The organism is Martelella mediterranea DSM 17316 (genome assembly GCF_002043005.1).
Lineage (GTDB): Bacteria > Pseudomonadota > Alphaproteobacteria > Rhizobiales > Rhizobiaceae > Martelella > Martelella mediterranea.
In genome coordinates this window covers 2,080,329-2,097,433 of the sequence record NZ_CP020330.1, presented here as the reverse complement: position 1 = coordinate 2,097,433, position 17,105 = coordinate 2,080,329, and the positions used below count along the sequence as shown (strand labels likewise).

General features: G+C 62.5%; 16 protein-coding genes. 4 read left to right on the top strand and 12 right to left on the bottom strand.

What is annotated here, in order from left to right; all coding sequences use genetic code 11:
* Positions 1 to 276 precede the first annotated feature (276 nt).
* Positions 277 to 1,050 (top strand): gamma-glutamyl-gamma-aminobutyrate hydrolase family protein, encoded by a 774-nt coding sequence (locus Mame_RS09770; protein ID WP_018062852.1) that lies wholly within the window; start codon positions 277 to 279, stop codon positions 1,048 to 1,050.
* A gap of 32 nt (positions 1,051 to 1,082) precedes the next feature.
* Here the strand turns inward: Mame_RS09770 and Mame_RS09765 are convergent, their stop codons facing one another.
* Positions 1,083 to 1,517 (bottom strand): hypothetical protein, encoded by a 435-nt coding sequence (locus Mame_RS09765; protein WP_026173141.1) that lies wholly within the window; start codon positions 1,515 to 1,517, stop codon positions 1,083 to 1,085.
* A gap of 75 nt (positions 1,518 to 1,592) precedes the next feature.
* Between Mame_RS09765 and Mame_RS09760 the strand changes: the two genes are divergently transcribed.
* Positions 1,593 to 2,027 carry a MarR family winged helix-turn-helix transcriptional regulator gene (locus tag Mame_RS09760; protein WP_018062854.1) on the top strand — a complete coding sequence of 145 codons (435 nt, stop codon included), beginning with the start codon at positions 1,593 to 1,595 and terminating at the stop codon, positions 2,025 to 2,027.
* Between the two features lie 9 nt (positions 2,028 to 2,036).
* Here the strand turns inward: Mame_RS09760 and Mame_RS09755 are convergent, their stop codons facing one another.
* Together Mame_RS09755 and Mame_RS09750 are read right to left on the bottom strand one after the other, a co-directional pair.
* A complete protein-coding gene (locus Mame_RS09755) occupies positions 2,037 to 2,996 on the bottom strand; it encodes a 2-hydroxyacid dehydrogenase (protein ID WP_018062855.1) in 960 nt (319 codons plus the stop codon).
* Positions 2,997 to 3,031: 35 nt separating this feature from the next.
* The gene (locus Mame_RS09750) at positions 3,032 to 4,072 is read right to left on the bottom strand and encodes a LacI family DNA-binding transcriptional regulator (RefSeq protein ID WP_018062856.1); all 1,041 of its coding nucleotides are present in this window, start codon (positions 4,070 to 4,072) and stop codon (positions 3,032 to 3,034) included.
* Between the two features lie 218 nt (positions 4,073 to 4,290).
* Here Mame_RS09750 and Mame_RS09745 point away from each other — a divergent pair, with 218 nt between their 5' ends.
* Together Mame_RS09745 and Mame_RS09740 are read left to right on the top strand one after the other, a co-directional pair.
* The gene (locus tag Mame_RS09745) at positions 4,291 to 5,364 is read left to right on the top strand and encodes a CobW family GTP-binding protein (protein WP_018062857.1); all 1,074 of its coding nucleotides are present in this window, start codon (positions 4,291 to 4,293) and stop codon (positions 5,362 to 5,364) included.
* Entirely contained in the window at positions 5,364 to 6,350 is a 987-nt protein-coding gene (locus Mame_RS09740; protein WP_018062858.1) for a WD40 repeat domain-containing protein, read from the top strand. The genes Mame_RS09745 and Mame_RS09740 overlap by 1 nt, the downstream gene beginning before the upstream one ends.
* Here Mame_RS09740 and Mame_RS09735 read toward each other — a convergent pair.
* From Mame_RS09735 to Mame_RS09695, 9 genes are all read right to left on the bottom strand, one after another.
* Positions 6,334 to 7,839 (bottom strand): putative bifunctional diguanylate cyclase/phosphodiesterase, encoded by a 1,506-nt coding sequence (locus Mame_RS09735; protein ID WP_018062859.1) that lies wholly within the window; start codon positions 7,837 to 7,839, stop codon positions 6,334 to 6,336. The genes Mame_RS09740 and Mame_RS09735 overlap by 17 nt on opposite strands.
* 216 nt (positions 7,840 to 8,055) lie before the next feature.
* Positions 8,056 to 8,460 carry a F0F1 ATP synthase subunit epsilon gene (locus tag Mame_RS09730; protein WP_018062861.1) on the bottom strand — a complete coding sequence of 135 codons (405 nt, stop codon included), beginning with the start codon at positions 8,458 to 8,460 and terminating at the stop codon, positions 8,056 to 8,058.
* 71 nt (positions 8,461 to 8,531) lie between these two features.
* Positions 8,532 to 9,968, bottom strand: a complete 1,437-nt coding sequence (gene atpD / locus Mame_RS09725; RefSeq protein ID WP_018062862.1) for a F0F1 ATP synthase subunit beta — start codon at positions 9,966 to 9,968, stop codon at positions 8,532 to 8,534.
* Between the two features lie 23 nt (positions 9,969 to 9,991).
* A complete protein-coding gene (locus tag Mame_RS09720) occupies positions 9,992 to 10,870 on the bottom strand; it encodes a F0F1 ATP synthase subunit gamma (protein ID WP_018062863.1) in 879 nt (292 codons plus the stop codon).
* Between the two features lie 23 nt (positions 10,871 to 10,893).
* On the bottom strand, positions 10,894 to 12,429 hold the full coding sequence (gene atpA, locus Mame_RS09715; protein WP_018062864.1) for a F0F1 ATP synthase subunit alpha: 1,536 nt from the start codon (positions 12,427 to 12,429) through the stop codon (positions 10,894 to 10,896).
* On the bottom strand, positions 12,429 to 12,995 hold the full coding sequence (locus Mame_RS09710) for a F0F1 ATP synthase subunit delta (protein WP_026173143.1): 567 nt from the start codon (positions 12,993 to 12,995) through the stop codon (positions 12,429 to 12,431). Before Mame_RS09710 ends, atpA begins: the two co-directional genes overlap by 1 nt.
* A 330-nt stretch (positions 12,996 to 13,325) precedes the next feature.
* Positions 13,326 to 13,712, bottom strand: a complete 387-nt coding sequence (locus Mame_RS09705) for a hypothetical protein (protein WP_018062866.1) — start codon at positions 13,710 to 13,712, stop codon at positions 13,326 to 13,328.
* Between the two features lie 55 nt (positions 13,713 to 13,767).
* Positions 13,768 to 15,984, bottom strand: coding sequence for a primosomal protein N' (locus Mame_RS09700; protein ID WP_026173144.1), 2,217 nt, complete (start codon positions 15,982 to 15,984; stop codon positions 13,768 to 13,770).
* A gap of 57 nt (positions 15,985 to 16,041) precedes the next feature.
* A complete protein-coding gene (locus tag Mame_RS09695; protein WP_018062868.1) occupies positions 16,042 to 16,983 on the bottom strand; it encodes a GNAT family N-acetyltransferase in 942 nt (313 codons plus the stop codon).
* Positions 16,984 to 17,105 lie beyond the last annotated feature (122 nt).

Genomic DNA, 17,105 nt, shown 5'->3' with positions numbered 1-17,105 from the left:
AATACCTCCCAGTTGTGATGTGCCCGCACATAATTCCTCCGGCGGACGTCCTTTGAGGAAAGCACTTTGCTCCCGTGGTTTCAACTCCTGCACGAGCCGCCGGGCGCGTTTTTAGGCCGTCAGATGCCCGGCTTTAAACGAAGGTCTAATAGGCGGCGCATCAATTTCGCTTATCAGGCCAATCGAAATTCGCATCGCGCGGTCAAAGGAAACATTTGACAGCGCTGCTGCCACTCGACATCACTTCACTCATTCGCAACAGGCAGGGAAAAATCCATGTCCACCCCCATCATTGCCGTTCCCGCAGATACCAAGGTCATGGGCGAGATCACCTGGCATTCGGCCCAGCAGCAATATGTCGGGGCGGCGATGGATGTCGCAGGAGTCATGAGCCTGATCGTCCCGGCCTATGCCCAGGGCGCGGACATCGACGCCGTGCTCGACCGGGTCGAGGGCGTGATGATCACGGGCGCGGCCAGCAATGTCTTCCCCCAGCTTTACGGCAAACAGGCCGAGGAAAAGGACGGGCCCTTCGATCCCGGCCGCGACGCCATCACCCTGCCGCTGATCCGCGGCGCCATTTCGCGCGGCATCCCGCTTCTGTGCATCTGCCGGGGCATTCAGGAACTGAATGTCGCGCTCGGCGGCACGCTGATCAGCGAGGTGCACGAACTCGATGACCGCCACGACCACCGCGAGCCCGAAACCGGCAATCGCGACGAGAAATTCGTGATCCGCCAGCCGGTCTTCATCAGGGAAGGCACCTGCCTTGCCGACATTCTCGGGGCCGGCGAAGTGGCGGTGAATTCGCTGCACCGGCAGGCGATCGGCGATCTCGCGCCGAAACTGGCGGTGGAGGCTGTCGCCGAGGATGGCACCGTCGAGGCGGTCTCGGTCATCGGAGCCACGAATTTCGCCGTCGGCGTCCAGTGGCACCCGGAATACTGGGCCCGCACCGATAGCGCGTCCCGCAAGCTGTTCGAAGCTTTCGGCGATGCCGTGCGCGCATTCGCCCGGTCGAAGGACGGGGTCAACGCCGCCGCTCAGTAAAGCCAGGCAAAATTTGCGAGCCACTGCGCGGATCAGCGCCGCCGCCCCTTCATCCGCAATCCGTCGCGCATGTTCATCGCCATCAGCGCGATATTGATCGCGCCGAAGACGAGTTCGATTGCCTGCACGGCATAAAACGATGCGTCAAACGCGCCCGCTTCCGCCTTTGACGCGAGGAACAGCGCGCAGGGGATCAGCACGACGATACCGTTGGCGGCGATGATCGGCATACGCCTGCGCTTTGCCGCGACCAGCGGCCCGCGCATTTTTCCCGCAAGACGAAAGCCCGAAACGCCCGCCAGTGCCAGAAGCGGCACCAGCAGCAGAAAGCCCCAGGGGATAGCGGCCTTGACCAGCGCCACCAGTTCGGGGCCGGCGAAGACCTCCGCCATAACGGTCGAGAGCCAGAATGTGGTGATGAGCACAAGCGCGAACGCGCCGGCCACGGGATGCAAAGTCTTCAGCATGATCATGCTCCTGTCAATTTATATAGCAAGCTATATATCATTGCATAGCAAGCTATGCAATTGCTATTGGTGCTTATGACCTTTTTCAAAGACTTGTCGGCCGGCTATCTCACCAACCACCTCGCGCGGCTTCTCGAGCGCGGGCTTGCCGCCCGCATCCGGCCGCTCGGGCTGACGACCGGCACCTTCCCGGCGCTGCTGGAATTGTGGGAAAATGACGGACTGACGCAGAAGCAGTTGGTGGAACGGCTCGATATCGAGCAGGCGACCATGGCCAACACCCTGTCCCGCATGGAACGCGACGGGTTGATCAGGCGGGAAAAGGACCCAGGGGACGGCCGCGTTCAGCGCATCCGGCTGACGGAGCGCGCGCGCGCCCTGCGCGATCCCGCGATCGCCGCCGCCACGGCGGAAAACGAAGACGCTCTCCTCGCCCTTTCGGACGAGGAGAGCGCAGAATTCATCTCACTCATGCAGAAGATCATCGCGGCCAGAAAGCGGCAATCGTAAACTTCAGTCTTACACTTTCGGCGTGAACGGCGTTTCCGGGACCGGGGTGACCGGGCGGCCTTCGGCGAACCAGGATTTCAGATTGTCGGCGACAAGCTGGGCCATGGCGCGGCGGGTGGCGACGGAGGCCGAGGCGACATGCGGCAGGACGCTGACCGTGTCGAAACTCAGAAGCTTTTCCGGCACGTGCGGCTCGTCATAGAACACGTCGAGGCCCGCGCCGCCGAGCGTGCCGGCCTCAAGGGCCGCGATCAGATCGTCCTCGTCCACGGTCCATCCACGGCCGACATTGATGAGGATGCCGTTCGGGCCCAGCGCTTTCAGGATATCGGCGTTGATGGTCTTGTGGGTTTCGTCGGTTTTCGGAACGATGGCAATCAGCGTATCCACGGCGTCCGCCAGCGAGGCGAGCGTCGGGTGATAGGCATAGGCCACGCCCTTTTTCGGGCTGCGGGTGTGATAGGAAATCTCGACCTTGAACGGCTCCAGGCGCGCCGCGATCTCCTCGCCGATCCGGCCGAGGCCGTAAAGCCCGACCTTGCGCCCCTTGAGCGAGAACGGCGAAAGCTCGAATGCGCCATCGCGCTCCCAGCGGCCGTCGCGCACCCACTTTTCGGCAAAATAGAACTGCCGCACCGTGTTGAGCAGCAGCGCCACCGCCGTGTCGGCCACCTCATCGTTCAGCACATTCGGCGTGTGGGTGATGATGATGCCGCGGCTTGCGGCATGGTCGGTATTGATGCCGTCATAGCCAACGCCGGGGCAGGTGATGATTTCAAGGTTCGGCAGCGCGTCCATCTGCTCCGCCGAAAACCCGCCAAAGGCAATCACCGCGCGGATATCATTCGCGCGGGCACCGAGCGCGTTCACGCCCTCCTGCGGCATGTCCAGCAGGTCGTAATCATCGGCGAGCGCCTCTTCGATGAACTTGTTCAGCTTTTGCGACAGCAGCACGGCGGGTTTGGGCATGGGGCCTCCGAGGGTATTTTTTTCTGAATGATGAATTAGACCGCGAGCGGGTTGTCCGCGGTCTCGCGATGGGGACCGGTGGATTGGCGGATGCGCATCTCCGGCTTGATCAGATGCATGCCGTTCGGCGCGCTGGAACCCGCGAGCCGGTCGAGCAGCGCGCGCGCGGCAAGCCGGCCGACCTCGGCCTGGCCGTTCCAAACGGTCGTCAGCGATGGCGTGGCGATCGAGGCTTCCTCGAGATCGTCATAGCCGGTGACGGAAATGTCGACGCCCGGCGTCAGCCCGGCGCGGGAAATGCCGTTCATCAGGCCGATCGCCACCAGATCGTTCCAGCATACCGCGGCCGTCGGCTTCTGCGGCAGCGACAGGAAATGCACCGCCGCCTCGAATCCGCCCTGCTTGGAGCGCGGCCCGGGAATGCGCAGGCCCGGATCGACCGGAATTCCGGCCTTCTTCAGCGCATTCACGTACCCGGCATAGCGGTCACGGCCCGTCGACGTCTGGTCGGTCCCGCCGATCATCGCGATGCAGCGATGGCCGAGACCGATCAAGTGGTTGGTCGCAAGCGCGATGCCGTAGCTGTCATCGCCGCGATAGGTCGGCAGGTCGAGTTCTTCCAGCGTGCGCGCCACGAAAATCGCCGGCATGCCGTTATCCTCGGCAAGCTGAACATCGGTGGCCGGCGTGCCGATCGCCGGCGACATGATCACGCCGTCGCCGCCGAGCTGCAGCAGCGTCTCGATGAAGTTGCGCTGCTTTTCGACCGAATCGTAATGGTTGGAGAGGATGAATGTATGCTGGTTGCGGTCGAGCTCGCTCTCGATCGCCTTCAGGATCTCGCCGTAGAACGGGTTCATGATGTCATGCACCACCACCCCTATAATGCCGGAGCGCGAGGTGCGCAGGCTCGCCGCGCGGCGATTGTAGATATAGCCGAGCGCGCGGGCCTGTTCCTTGATCCGGTCGCGCGTTGCCGCCGCCACCAGCGGACTGTCGCGCAACGCCAGCGAGACCGTGGCCGTCGAGATGCCCAGCGACTCCGCGATGGTGGAGAGTTTGACTTTCTGAGCCACGACATACTCCGAATTGACGTGCGGCGCCCCTCTGCGCCGCGTTCATTTAAATTTTTTAAACAAAAATCTTGGCTATTTCAACTGTGCATCTACAATCGTTTTAATCGCCGCGTCTTATCAACAGGGATGGCTCATCCCCACCGCCTTCTTGCTCCTCCCTGCTGCGCTCCTTATATAGGCGCAAACGCCCTCTCAAGGTCCGCTTCAAGGATTGATCCATGACCGAAACGCTCGCAAAGCCCATTCCCGTGACCGTGCTGACCGGCTATCTCGGCTCCGGCAAGACCACGCTTCTGAACCGCATCCTCTCTGAAAACCACGGCAAGCAATATGCGGTGATCGTCAATGAGTTCGGCGAGATCGGCATCGACAACGACCTGATCGTGGAATCCGACGAGGAAATCTACGAGATGAACAATGGCTGTGTGTGCTGCACGGTGCGCGGCGACCTGATCCGTGTGGTCGAAGGCCTGATGCGTCGCCCGCGCTTCGACGGCATCATCGTGGAAACCACCGGCCTTGCCGACCCCGTTCCCGTGGCCCAGACCTTCTTCATGGATGACGATGTCCGCGCCAAGACCGCGCTCGACGCCGTGATCACGCTGGTCGACGCCAAACACCTGCCGCTGCGCCTCAAGGACAGCCGCGAGGCCGAGGACCAGATCGCCTTCGCCGACATCGTGCTCCTGAACAAGACCGACCTCGTCAGCGCCGAGGAGCTCGCCAATGTCGAACGCCTGGTGCGCGCCATCAACCCGGCAGCGAAGATCCATCACACGGAACGCTCGAGCATAGACCTCAATAACATTCTCGGCCAGAACGCCTTCGACCTGCAGCATGTGCTCGCCGACGATCCCCACTTCCTCGATCATGACGACCATCACGATCATGACCACGAATGCGGCCCGGATTGCGACCACGACCATCATCACCACCATCATGACCATGATCACGACCATCACCACCACCACGGCCTGTCCGATCATCATGACGTGACGGTACAGTCGGTCTCGCTGCGCGGCGGCGAGCTCGATCCCAACCGGTTCTTCCCGTGGATCCAGTCGGTCACCCAGAACCAGGGGCCGAACATTCTGCGCCTCAAGGGCATTATCGCCTTCAAGAACGACCCCGAGCGCTATGTCGTGCAGGGCGTTCACATGATCATCGAGGGCGATCACCAGCGCGCATGGAAGGATGGCGAGGCCCGTGAAAGCCGGCTTGTGTTCATCGGGCGCGAGCTCGACCGCGACAAGCTTGAGAAGAGCTTCCGCGCCTGCGAGGCCAAGTCGTAATGCCGAGCGTCGCGCCCTTCGACATCGACGACCATGTCATCGCCGCCGCCTTTCTTGGCGGCGTGCCGTTTTTCGCCACCGCTTCCGGCACGATCCACAGGCTGGACGAGGGCGAGAAGGTTACCGAGGCTCATGACGGATTGCTGACCTGCATCCGTGATCCCTTCAGCCGCTCTCTGATCACCGGCGGCGAGGATGGGCGGGTGCTGCGCATCTCCGCAGATGGTTCCCTCACAGAACTCGCAAACGAGCCACGCAAGTGGATCTCGGTCGTCGCCGGCGGGCCGCAGGGCGCGGTTGCCTATGCCGTAGGCCGCGAGTCGCGGGTGATTGCCGATGGCAAGACCGTGAGCTTTCCGGAGGAGCGCAGCGTCGAGGGCATCGCCTTCGCGCCGAAGGGGCTGAGAATTGCCGTTGCCCGCTATGACGGCGTCAGCCTGCGCTGGGTCGGCGGCGCCGCGCCCGCGATCTGGCTGCCCTGGAAAGGCGCCCATCTCGGTGCGGCCTTTTCGCCGGACGGCCGTTTCCTCGTGACCACCATGCAGGAAAACGCGCTGCACGGCTGGAAACTCGACGGCAAGCCGAAGGACGGTTTTCGCGACATGCGCATGAGCGGCTACCCCGCCAAGGTCAAGTCATGGTCGTGGAGCCCGCGCGGAAAATGGCTCGCGACCTCCGGCGCGCCGGCGGCGATCGTCTGGCCGTTTTCCGGCAAGGACGGCCCGATGGGCAAGGCCCCGCTCGAGCTCGGGACGCGTTCGGATATCCTCGTCACCCAGGTCGCCTTCCACCCGCATGAAGAAATGCTTGCGATCGGCTTTGTCGACGGCATGGTGCTGGCGGTCAGGATTTCCGACGGCAAGGAAGCGCTGCTGCGCCGGCCGGGCAAGGGCGCGATCTCCGCGCTTTCCTGGGATGAGGACGGCAAACGGCTCGCCTTTGCCTCCGAAGCCGGCGATTGCGGCATCATCACGATCGCGGATTGAAACCCTTCAGCTTTTCCAGAACCTCCGCGGCGGGCGCCGGGCGGGCATAGAAAAAGCCCTGCGCGGCATCCGCGCCATGGGCGCAGATCCAGTCCGCCTGAACCTGGTCCTCGATCCCCTCGGCAACTGTCTGCAGCCCCAGCGCCCGACAAAGATTGATCGTGGATACCACGATTTCCTCGCTCTGCCGGTCCGTGCCGACGCCGGCGATAAAGCTGCGGTCGATCTTGACCCGGTCGAACGGCAGTTCGCGCAACTGCCGCAGGCTCGAATAGCCCGTGCCGAAATCATCGAGTACGACCCGCACGCCCCGCTCCTTCAGCTTGCGGATACAGCGACGCGTGGCGGCGACATCGACAATCAGCGCATCCTCGGTGATCTCGATCTCGAGCCGCGCGGCCGGGAAGCCATGCCGCGAAAGCAAGGAGAACAGCTTTCCGGAGAATGCCTTGTCGGCGAGTTGATGGGGCGTGACATTGACAGCAATTGCCGGCGTGCCCGGCCAGTCCCTCGCGTCGCGGCAGGCCTGATCGAGCACCGATTCGAACATCTCCTGGATGAGCCCCGCCGCCTCGGCAAGCGGAACAAAATCGCCAGCGCTCAGAAGACCGAGGTTTGGATGCCGCCAGCGCGCCAGAACCTCCACAGTGCCCACCGCACCGTTCTCGCAATTCCGGATCAACTGATAGAATGGCACGATCTCGCCCTTGGCAATCGCATCCTTCAGTTCAAGCTCAAGCATCTGATGATCGCGCGCGGCGTGGATAATTTCGGGATCATACACCACAAACCGCCTGCGACCGTCCTCCTTGGCCTTGTACATCGCCGCATCGGCCTTCTTCAGCAGCATCTCCCGGGTACCGCCATCGCGCGGATAGACAGCGATGCCGATGCTGGCCGAGGGGGTGACCACGCGTCCAAGCAGCGTTATAGGCACGGCGACCGCGGAAAGCAGACGTTCCGCGATCTGTTCGGTCAAATCGCCAGACACATCGCCTTCGACAAGCGCTGCGAATTCGTCACCGCCAAGCCGTCCGAGAAAGTCCTGTGGCCGCAGGCTCTTCTTCAGTCGCTCGGCCACCTCCTGCAGAAGGCGGTCGCCGGCCTCGTGGCCGAGATTGTCGTTGATCTGCTTGAACCTGTCGAAATCGATGAACAAGACTGCAAGCCCGTCGGTCTTGCGCCGCGCACGCGTTAGCCGACGGTCGAACTCTTCCTCGAATGAGCGTCGATTCGGCAGGCCCGTCAAAGAATCCTGTCTGGCGAGCGCCTGCGCCAACCGCTCGGCCTTGTGACGCCGGTCGACCTCCTTGCGCAGCGCACCTGACCGCCGCCACAACAATATCGCCAGACCCAGGCTGGCGACCATAAAGCCCGTAAACAGCTCATCGAGCTGCCAATCCTCATGCGCCCGGGAAAAATCATGCAAGCGTTCGAAAGAATCAATCGACACCAGCAACGCCATCACCATTACGCCGAGAATGATCATGACGATGACGTCGTTTAGATATCTCTTATCAAATTTCGGCCAGTGCAAAGGCGCGCATCCTGATCTTGTTGGCGGACATACCAGAACGGAAGGTCATATCGAGCACGTCCATTGCGGCTCCGACGGCCGCTCGGTCCATGTAGAATATCAGAGAAACGAAAAAAGCCGCAGCATAAACCGCGGCTTTAATAACAATGTCTTGAATAGAAGAAGACGTCAGGCAGGCAGTACAGTCTGCCCCAGATGCGTCAGTTCGCCCAGCATCTGCTCCAGAGCGTTCTTGTGCTCGTGATGGCTCGCCTCGTCCAGTTCCTTGCGCAGCGTGGCGATGCGATCCTCAATCGCGCCGCTCGCCTCGCCGACGGGCACCGCTGTTTCGGCCAGCACCGTGCAGGATTTGCCCTGGATATCGGCAAAGCCGTGGAACACCAGAAACTGGAGTTCCTTGCCGTCGTGGTTCTTGAATTTCACCAGACCCGGCCGGATCGTGGTCATGGTCGGCGCATGGTTCGGCATGACCGTCATTTCACCCTCGGAGGCCGGAATAACCACTGCATCCGTCTCCGCAGAAGCCAGAAGCTTCTCGGGGGTCACCAGCTCGAAAACCATCGTGTCAGCCATGACGTTCTACTTTCCCGTCTTCACAGATTACCGGTTGAACCGGGCGGCTTGCGCCGCCCCGTTTCAAAAAATCAAGCCGCCTCAGCGAGCTTCTTGGCCTTCTCGACGGCGTCGTCGATGGTGCCGACCATGTAGAAGGCGGCTTCCGGAAGGTGGTCGTATTCGCCTTCGACCAGCCCCTTGAACGAGCGGATCGTGTCTTCCAGCGAGACCAGGATGCCCGGAGCGCCGGTGAACACTTCAGCCACGTGGAACGGCTGCGACAGGAAGCGCTCGATCTTGCGGGCGCGAGCAACCGTGAGCTTGTCCTCTTCGGAAAGCTCGTCCATGCCGAGAATGGCGATGATGTCCTGAAGCGACTTGTAGCGCTGCAGGGTCGACTGAACCGCACGGGCCACCTGATAGTGCTCCTCGCCGACGATGATCGGGTCGAGCATGCGCGAGGTCGAGTCGAGCGGGTCCACGGCCGGATAGATGCCCTTTTCCGCAATCGAACGCGACAGCGTGGTCGTTGCGTCCAGATGGGCGAACGAGGTGGCCGGCGCCGGGTCGGTCAAGTCGTCGGCGGGAACGTAAATCGCCTGAACCGAGGTGATCGAGCCCTTGGTCGTGGTGGTGATGCGCTCCTGCAGAGCGCCCATGTCGGTCGACAGCGTCGGCTGATAGCCAACGGCCGAGGGAATACGGCCGAGCAGAGCCGAGATTTCCGAACCGGCCTGGGTGAAGCGGAAGATGTTGTCCACGAAGAACAGAACGTCTTGGCCTTCATCGCGGAAGTTTTCAGCGATCGTCAGACCGGAAAGCGCAACGCGGGCGCGGGCGCCGGGCGGCTCGTTCATCTGGCCGTAGACCAGAGCGCACTTCGAACCCTCGGCCGAACCGTTGTTCTCGGCCGGGTCGACGTTCACGTTGGACTCGATCATTTCGTGATAGAGGTCGTTGCCTTCGCGGGTCCGCTCGCCAACGCCGGCAAACACGGAGTAACCGCCGTGCGCCTTGGCGATGTTGTTGATCAGTTCCTGAATGAGAACCGTCTTGCCAACGCCGGCGCCGCCGAACAGGCCGATCTTGCCGCCCTTGGCGTAAGGCGCGAGCAGGTCCACGACCTTGATGCCCGTGACCAGGATTTCCGCTTCGGTCGACTGATCGACATAGGGAGGAGCGTCCTGGTGGATCGCGCGCTTTTCCTTGGTCTTGATCGGGCCGACTTCGTCAACCGGCTCGCCGATGACGTTCATGATGCGGCCAAGCGTCTCGACGCCGACCGGCACCTGGATCGGCGAACCCGTGTTCTTGACTTCCTGACCGCGAACGAGACCTTCGGTCGCGTCCATGGCGATCGTGCGCACTTCGTTCTGGCCGAGGTGCTGCGCGACCTCGAGAACCAGCCGGTTGCCGTGGTTGTCGGTTTCAAGCGCGTTCATGATCGGGGGCAGGTCGCCGTCGAAAGCGACGTCAACGACGGCGCCGATAATCTGCGTCACTCTACCGATAGAGGCCTCAGCCATGATAAAACCCTCTTTTCAAGCTCTTACAGCGCTTCCGCGCCGGAAATAATTTCAATCAGTTCCGTGGTGATCTTTTCCTGACGCTGACGGTTGTAGGACAGCGTCAGCTTGTCGATCATCTCACCGGCATTGCGCGTGGCGTTATCCATCGCGCTCATCTTCGCGCCCATCTCGCCAGCGACATTTTCCAGAAGCGCCCGGAAAATCTGAACGCGGATGTTGAGCGGCACGATATCGTCAAGGATAGCCTCGGCGCTCGGTTCGTATTCGTAAAGCGCCGCACTCTCGCGCTCTTCCGTCTCTGCGGGCGGAGCGGCGGGAATGAGCTGGAGCGCCGTCGGGACCTGCGAGATCACCGAATGAAACTCCGAATAGAACAGCGTGCAGACGTCGAACTCGCCGGCTGCGAACATCTCGATGACGCGGTTGCCGATATCCTCGGCATTTTCGAAACCGATCTTGCGGACGTCACGCAGATCCTTGCGCTCGACGACGAGGTCGGCGAATTCGCGGCGCAGTGCGTCATAGCCCTTGCGGCCGACGCTGAAGATCTTGACCGTCTTGCCCTCGGCAATCAGCTTGCGGGCATGCAGGCGGGCATGACGGGCGATCTGCGCGTTGAAGCCGCCGCAAAGGCCGCGTTCGGCCGTGCAGACCACCAGCAGGTGGACATCGTCCTTGCCGGTGCCCTTCATCAGCGCGGGCACTTCCTCGCCCTCGCCGACAGCCGCCGTCAGGTCGGCCATCACGGTCGCCATGCGCTCGGTGTAAGGCCGCGCATTCTCGGCGGCCTCCTGGGCGCGCCGCAGCTTCGCCGCGGCGACCATCTGCATCGCCTTGGTGATCTTCTGCGTCGCCTTCACCGAGGCAATGCGAAGCTTCAGATCCTTCAATGAAGCCATGGGTGTTCAGTCCCCGTCTGGTGTTACTCGGCCGAAAAATTCTTGGCGAATGCTTCGATGGCGGACTTCAGCTTGGCCTTCAGATCGTCGCTCAGCGCCTTTTCGGTGCGGATCGCTTCGAGAACGTCCTTGGCTTCGCCGCGCATGTGCGACAGCAGGCCCTTCTCGAAGTCGCGTACCTTGCCAACCGGCAGCTTGTCGAGATAGCCGTTGACGCCGGCGAAGATCACGGCAACCTGCTCTTCCGTCTTCAGCGGCGAGAACTGCGGCTGCTTCAGGAGTTCGGTCAGGCGCGCGCCGCGGTTCAGCAGGCGCTGGGTCGCGGCATCGAGGTCGGAGCCGAACTGGGCGAAGGCGGCCATTTCACGATACTGGGCAAGCTCGCCCTTGATCGAGCCGGCAACCTGCTTCATCGCCTTGATCTGGGCGGCCGAACCAACGCGCGAAACCGACAGGCCGACGTTAACGGCCGGACGAACGCCCTGGTAGAACAGGTCGGTTTCAAGGAAGATCTGGCCGTCGGTGATCGAGATCACGTTGGTCGGGATGAACGCCGAAACGTCGTTACCCTGGGTTTCGATGACCGGCAGAGCCGTCAGCGAACCGGCGCCGCGCTCGTCGGAGAGCTTGGCGGCGCGCTCGAGAAGACGCGAATGCAGGTAGAAAACGTCGCCCGGATAAGCTTCGCGGCCCGGCGGACGGCGCAGCAGCAGGGACATCTGACGATAGGCAACGGCCTGCTTGGAAAGGTCGTCATAGGCGATCAGGGCATGCATGCCGTTGTCGCGGAAATACTCGCCCATGGCGCAGCCGGCGAACGGCGCGATATACTGCATCGGCGCCGGATCGGAGGCGGTAGCGGCGATGACGATCGAGTATTCCATCGCGCCGCGCTCTTCGAGCGTCTTCACGAACTGGGCAACCGTCGAACGCTTCTGGCCGACAGCGACGTAGACGCAGTAAAGCTTGTCGGCGTCCGGGCCGTTGTCGTGGATCGGCTTCTGGTTGAGGAAGGTGTCGAGAATGATCGCGGTCTTGCCGGTCTGGCGGTCGCCGATGACCAGCTCGCGCTGGCCGCGGCCGACCGGGATCAACGCGTCGATGGCCTTGAGGCCGGTCGACATCGGCTCGTGAACCGACTTGCGCGGAATGATGCCGGGCGCCTTGACGTCGACAACGGCGCGGGTATCGGAATTGATCGGACCCTTGCCGTCGATCGGGTTGCCGAGCGCGTCGACAACGCGGCCGAGCAGGCCGGGGCCGACCGGAACGTCAACGATGGCGCCGGTGCGCTTGACGACGTCGCCTTCCTTGATCTCGCGGTCGGAGCCGAAGATAACGACGCCGACATTGTCGCTTTCGAGGTTGAGCGCCATGCCGCGCACGCCGCCGGCAAACTCCACCATCTCGCCGGCCTGAACGTTGTCGAGACCGTAGACGCGGGCAATGCCGTCACCAACAGAAAGCACCTGGCCGACTTCAGAGACTTCCGCCTCGTCGCCGAAATTTTTGATCTGCTCTTTCAGAATTGCGGAAATTTCCGCGGCCCGGATATCCATCAGCCAACCTCTTTCAGTGAAAGCTTAAGTTTGGAGAGTTTCGTGCGCAGCGATGTGTCGATCTGACGCGATCCCACCTTGACGATCATGCCGCCGAGAAGGGAAGCGTCCTCGGTTATGTCGAGCGCAACATCCTTGCCCGTCACATCCTTCAGCGCAGTCTTCAATTCCTGTTGTTGTTCCTTCGACAGGGCATGGGCCACCGTCACCTCGGCCGTCACCTCGCCCCGATAGGCCGCAACCGCGCCACGATAGGCGGCGATCATGCCCGGCAGGACAAACAGACGGCGATTTTTCGCCACGACCTTGACGAAATTGCCGACATAGCCGCCGATCTTCGCCTTTTCGAGAATAGCCTTCACCGCCCTCAGCTGCTCATCGGCGCTGAATGCGGGGCTCATGACCAGACGCCGGAAGTCGTCGCTATCCTTGAGCATCTTGTCGATCTGGTCGAGATCAGCGCCGAAGGCGTCAATCTTGTCTTCTTCCTTGGCCAGTTCGAACAGCGAAACGGCATAGCGCTGCGCGACGCTCGAAACAGAATGGGATAGGTCCGCCACAGGCACAGATTCCCTTTTTTTAACCGGTAGGAACGGCGGTTGTTGCCGACGTTTCCACCCCTTAGAACTTTTCAATATCCCCAGGAGAACTGCGGTGATCAAACCCGCCTTTCCCAATAGTCGGGGTCCGTCTAGCACAGGTAATAGCGACTCGCAACACGCTCAAAGCCCCTTTGGAGCATTGGCGCGCGTTTCTTGCCGCAATCTCCGAAAAGCCCTGTAAAAACGAGATTTTACAGCAACCGCCGAAGCACATTTATTCCCCGAAACGGAAACCGTGCCGCGCCGACACATGCAGGAGGCAGATGCGCCTCGCCTGCCGCTTACCCGGTCACGCTATGCCCAGCCAAGACCGTAGAGCAGCATGAACACCCCGGCCACGGCCTGGCAGGCCAGGAATATACCGCCCTTGATGGACCGGCTCTTGAGCGTCGCCATCCACAATAGCCTTGTGAGAAACCCGAATATCAGGGCGAGACCGAAGGTGCGGTAGATCATCGGCTGATCGAACAGCAGCGCCATCAGCGACATTGCCGCATAGGTGCCGCCGATCAGCGAGCGGACATGGATCGTTTCGCCATCTTCGACCTTGTGGCCCGAAAACCCGGTCAACGCCATCAGGCGCAGCGGCGCCAGCGCCACGATCAGCCCCCAGATCAGGATCACCACCGCCATGAACAGGGCGACCTGACCCACGAAGCTCTCCGGCCAATAGAAACTCATTACACACCCTCCAGTATTGCGGGACACGCGCCCGCATCCCTTTGGGGATCATTATCTAGAGAAAGCTCTGCGGGTCAATGTCGACCTGCACCTTTACCGAGCCGCGCGCCCTCGGCCCGTTTTCGAGCATCGCCGCCAGAAACGATTGCATGTCGTCGCCGCGCGCGCCATGCACCAGCAGCCGGAACCGGTAGCGGCCGCGGATCAGGGCAAGGGCCGCCTCCGCCGGGCCGAGCACCGAGATCGAGCGGCTTTGCGGCGCGGCAGCCCGGAGCGCGCGGGCATGCGTCTCGGCCTCGCCACGCGTTTCCGCCGAAACGATCACCGAGGCAAGCCGTCCGAACGGCGGCAGGCCGCTCTTCTCGCGCTCGCCGATCTCGCGGGCATAGAAGCCCTCCGCCTCGCCGGAAACGATTGCGCGCATCACCGGATGGGTGGGCTGATAGGTCTGGATCAAGCCGTGGCTCGTGAGCCCCGTGCGCCCTGCCCGCCCGGTCACCTGGGCGAGCAACTGGAAGGTGCGCTCCGCCGCGCGCGGGTCGCCGTTTGCAAGGCCGATATCGGCATCGACGACGCCGACAACCGTCATCAGCGGGAAATTATGCCCCTTCGCCACCAATTGCGTGCCGATGACGATATCCGCCTCGCCGTTTGCCACCGCCTCCAGCTCCAGCCTGAGCCGCTTGACGCCGCCGGAGAGATCGGAAGAGAGAACGATTGTACGCTTTTCGGGGAAATGATGCTCGACCTCCTCGGCGATGCGCTCGACGCCCGGCCCGCAGGCGACCAGATGGTCGAGCGTGCCGCATTCCGGGCAGGCCTCGGGCACCGGCTCGGCATGGCCGCAATGATGGCACATCAACTGCCCGCGAAACCGGTGCTCCACCAGCCAGCTCGAGCAATTGGGGCACTGAAACCGATGACCGCAGACTCGGCAGAGCGTCAGCGGCGCATAGCCCCGGCGATTGAGGAACAGCAGCGCCTGCTCGCCGCGCCCGACCGCGCCCTCCACCGCTTTCAGCAGAACCGGCGACAGGAAGCCGCCGCGCGCCGGCGGGTCGCGCCGCATGTCGATGGTCTTCAGATCGGGAAGCGCCGCCTCGGCGAAACGGCCCGGCAGGTGCAGCCGTTCGTAGCGGCCGGCAAGCGCATTGACCTGGCTTTCGATCGAGGGCGTCGCCGAGGCGAGAACCGTCGGGATATCGCCGATCCGGGCGCGCACGACGGCCATGTCGCGGGCGTTGTAGAACACCCGGTCTTCCTGCTTGTAGGCGGTGTCGTGTTCCTCGTCGACCACGATCAGACCGAGATCCTCGAATGGCAGGAACAGCGCCGAACGGGCGCCGGCGACGACCCGGATGCGTCCCTCCGCCGTCTGCCGCCAGACCTTTTCGCGCATGCGCGGCGCGAGATCGGAATGCCATTCGCCCGGTTTCGACCCGAAGCGGGCCTCGAAGCGCTCCAGAAACGCCGATGTCAGCGCGATTTCCGGCAGCAGGATCAGCACCTGCCGCCCCTGTCTCAGCGTTTCGGCGATCGCCTCGAAATAGACTTCGGTCTTGCCCGACCCGGTAACGCCGTCGATCAGGGTGACGCCGAAGCCCTGCCCGACCGAGGATTTCAGCCTGTCGGCGGCGTCCCGCTGGTCCGCCGACAGTTCGGGCGGGGCGTAATCGGGATCCGCCGCGCCGACGGCGGGCGGCGGCGGCAGGAACACGGTATCGAACACGCCCTGCTTCATCATGGTCTCGACCACGCTGGCGCTGACGCCGGCGGCGCGGGCGAGCCCGAGCCGCGTCCAGGAGAACCCGTCGGAGGCCAGTTCCAGCACGCGTTGCCGCGCCGGCGTCATCCGTTCGGGCGTGGTGCCGGTCAGCCTGAGCCCCTCGACCATCGGCTCGGGCTCGAGCGCGGTCGGCGCGCGCACGGCCATGCGCGCGACAAGGCCCGGCGGCGTCAGCGTATAGCCAGCCACCCAATTGATGAATTTCCGCATCGCCGGGCTGATCGGCGGGCAGTCGAAGACGTGCTCGATGGGTCTGAGCTTCTTCGCGTCCACGGCGCCGGTCTCATCGCCCTCATCCCAGACGATGCCGATCACCTTGCGCGGACCGACCGGCACCTGCACGACGGAGCCGGGGATCACCGCCATGCCATCGGGCACCGCATAGGAATACGGCCCCGCCACCGGCAGCGGCACCATCACCGGCACGCTGCGTGAAGTGGCAGGCGTCACAGGTTTTCCGAAAAGATCAAGCGAATCTGAAGTCATGACTGGCAAGCTTGCCTGCCGACGCCTGGAAAGTGAAGCGGCAAAGCAGATCGCGGCTCAGGCCGCCCCTTCCTCTGCCTCGGCCTTGGGTTCGGCCGGCGGCAGCGCGAAGTCCGCATCAGGGTCCTTCGCCAGCGCATGCACCGTATGGTTTTCGAGTGCGGTCGTCACGTCGGCGGCGTCGCCGTGGAGTTCCTCGGGCATGATCATCTTGCCGATGGTGAAATCGAACCGGTCGCCCTTCTTGTTCAGAAGTTCGTGGAACACCGTCATGTCGCGCAGTTCGGTCGACCATTTGGCGAACCAGTAGAACAGGCCGGAATTGCGCGCCTTCAGATGTACCGGCAGGATCGGCAGGTTGTATTTGCGGGCAAAGCCGATCGCCGAATTCTTCCATGGCCGCTCGTTGAGCTTGCCCTCGGCCCAATAGGCAATGCGGCCGGAGGGAAACAGCACCATCGCCTTTTCCTGCTTGATCGCGTCATTGGTGACCTGCAGGGTTTCGCGCGCCTTGAGCTTGCTCTTGAACTCCTCGCGCCACTCGACCGGAATGATCATCTCGACCAGGCGCGGATTGACGCGCACCGCATCGCGATTGGCGAAGAACATCATGTCCGGGCGGCGTTCCTTCAAGAGGTCGAACACCGCCACGCCGTCGGCAATGCCGGTCGGATGGTTGGAGACCATGATGAAACCGCCGGCTTCAGGAATCCGCTCGCCGCGCTGGCAATGGATGTCCAGCGTCAGTTTTTCGGAAAGATAGTTGAAGACCCCGTAGCCATCCATCGACTGGGTTTCGGTGGCGAATTCGATCGCCTTGCCATAGCCGAGCAGGGAATAAAGGAAGGGCCGCATCACCGGCCAGAACGGGCTGTGGACAATCTTTTCGCCGCGCTCGGCGATCAGCGTGTCGACGATATGGCCCGGCCGTCCCTGCGAGACAAGCGCCAGCGTCTCGGCAAAATGCGTCAAGGCAGATGAGGAATCACGGCGCGCCATATAAAGTCCCGTCAATGGTGGAAGGTCTATATCCCAACTCGATATGATAAGACAATGACACCCCCTCGAAGCATTAGCTTTTTTCTAACGCAATCTAGTGCAGGATTGTCGGCGAACAAGAT

Bases quoted from the DNA above. Each gene is read 5' to 3' on its own strand.
- Mame_RS09770 (WP_018062852.1), top strand. From the start codon at position 277: ATGTCCACCCCCATCATTGCCGTTCCCGCAGATACCAAGGTCATGGGC.
- Mame_RS09765 (WP_026173141.1), bottom strand. From the start codon at position 1,517: ATGCTGAAGACTTTGCATCCCGTGGCCGGCGCGTTCGCGCTTGTGCTC.
- Mame_RS09760 (WP_018062854.1), top strand. From the start codon at position 1,593: ATGACCTTTTTCAAAGACTTGTCGGCCGGCTATCTCACCAACCACCTC.
- Mame_RS09755 (WP_018062855.1), bottom strand. From the start codon at position 2,996: ATGCCCAAACCCGCCGTGCTGCTGTCGCAAAAGCTGAACAAGTTCATC.
- Mame_RS09745 (WP_018062857.1), top strand. From the start codon at position 4,291: ATGACCGAAACGCTCGCAAAGCCCATTCCCGTGACCGTGCTGACCGGC.
- Mame_RS09740 (WP_018062858.1), top strand. From the start codon at position 5,364: ATGCCGAGCGTCGCGCCCTTCGACATCGACGACCATGTCATCGCCGCC.
- Mame_RS09735 (WP_018062859.1), bottom strand. From the start codon at position 7,839: ATGATCATTCTCGGCGTAATGGTGATGGCGTTGCTGGTGTCGATTGAT.
- Mame_RS09730 (WP_018062861.1), bottom strand. From the start codon at position 8,460: ATGGCTGACACGATGGTTTTCGAGCTGGTGACCCCCGAGAAGCTTCTG.
- atpD (WP_018062862.1), bottom strand. From the start codon at position 9,968: ATGGCTGAGGCCTCTATCGGTAGAGTGACGCAGATTATCGGCGCCGTC.
- Mame_RS09720 (WP_018062863.1), bottom strand. From the start codon at position 10,870: ATGGCTTCATTGAAGGATCTGAAGCTTCGCATTGCCTCGGTGAAGGCG.
- atpA (WP_018062864.1), bottom strand. From the start codon at position 12,429: ATGGATATCCGGGCCGCGGAAATTTCCGCAATTCTGAAAGAGCAGATC.
- Mame_RS09705 (WP_018062866.1), bottom strand. From the start codon at position 13,712: ATGAGTTTCTATTGGCCGGAGAGCTTCGTGGGTCAGGTCGCCCTGTTC.
- Mame_RS09700 (WP_026173144.1), bottom strand. From the start codon at position 15,984: ATGACTTCAGATTCGCTTGATCTTTTCGGAAAACCTGTGACGCCTGCC.
- Mame_RS09695 (WP_018062868.1), bottom strand. From the start codon at position 16,983: ATGGCGCGCCGTGATTCCTCATCTGCCTTGACGCATTTTGCCGAGACG.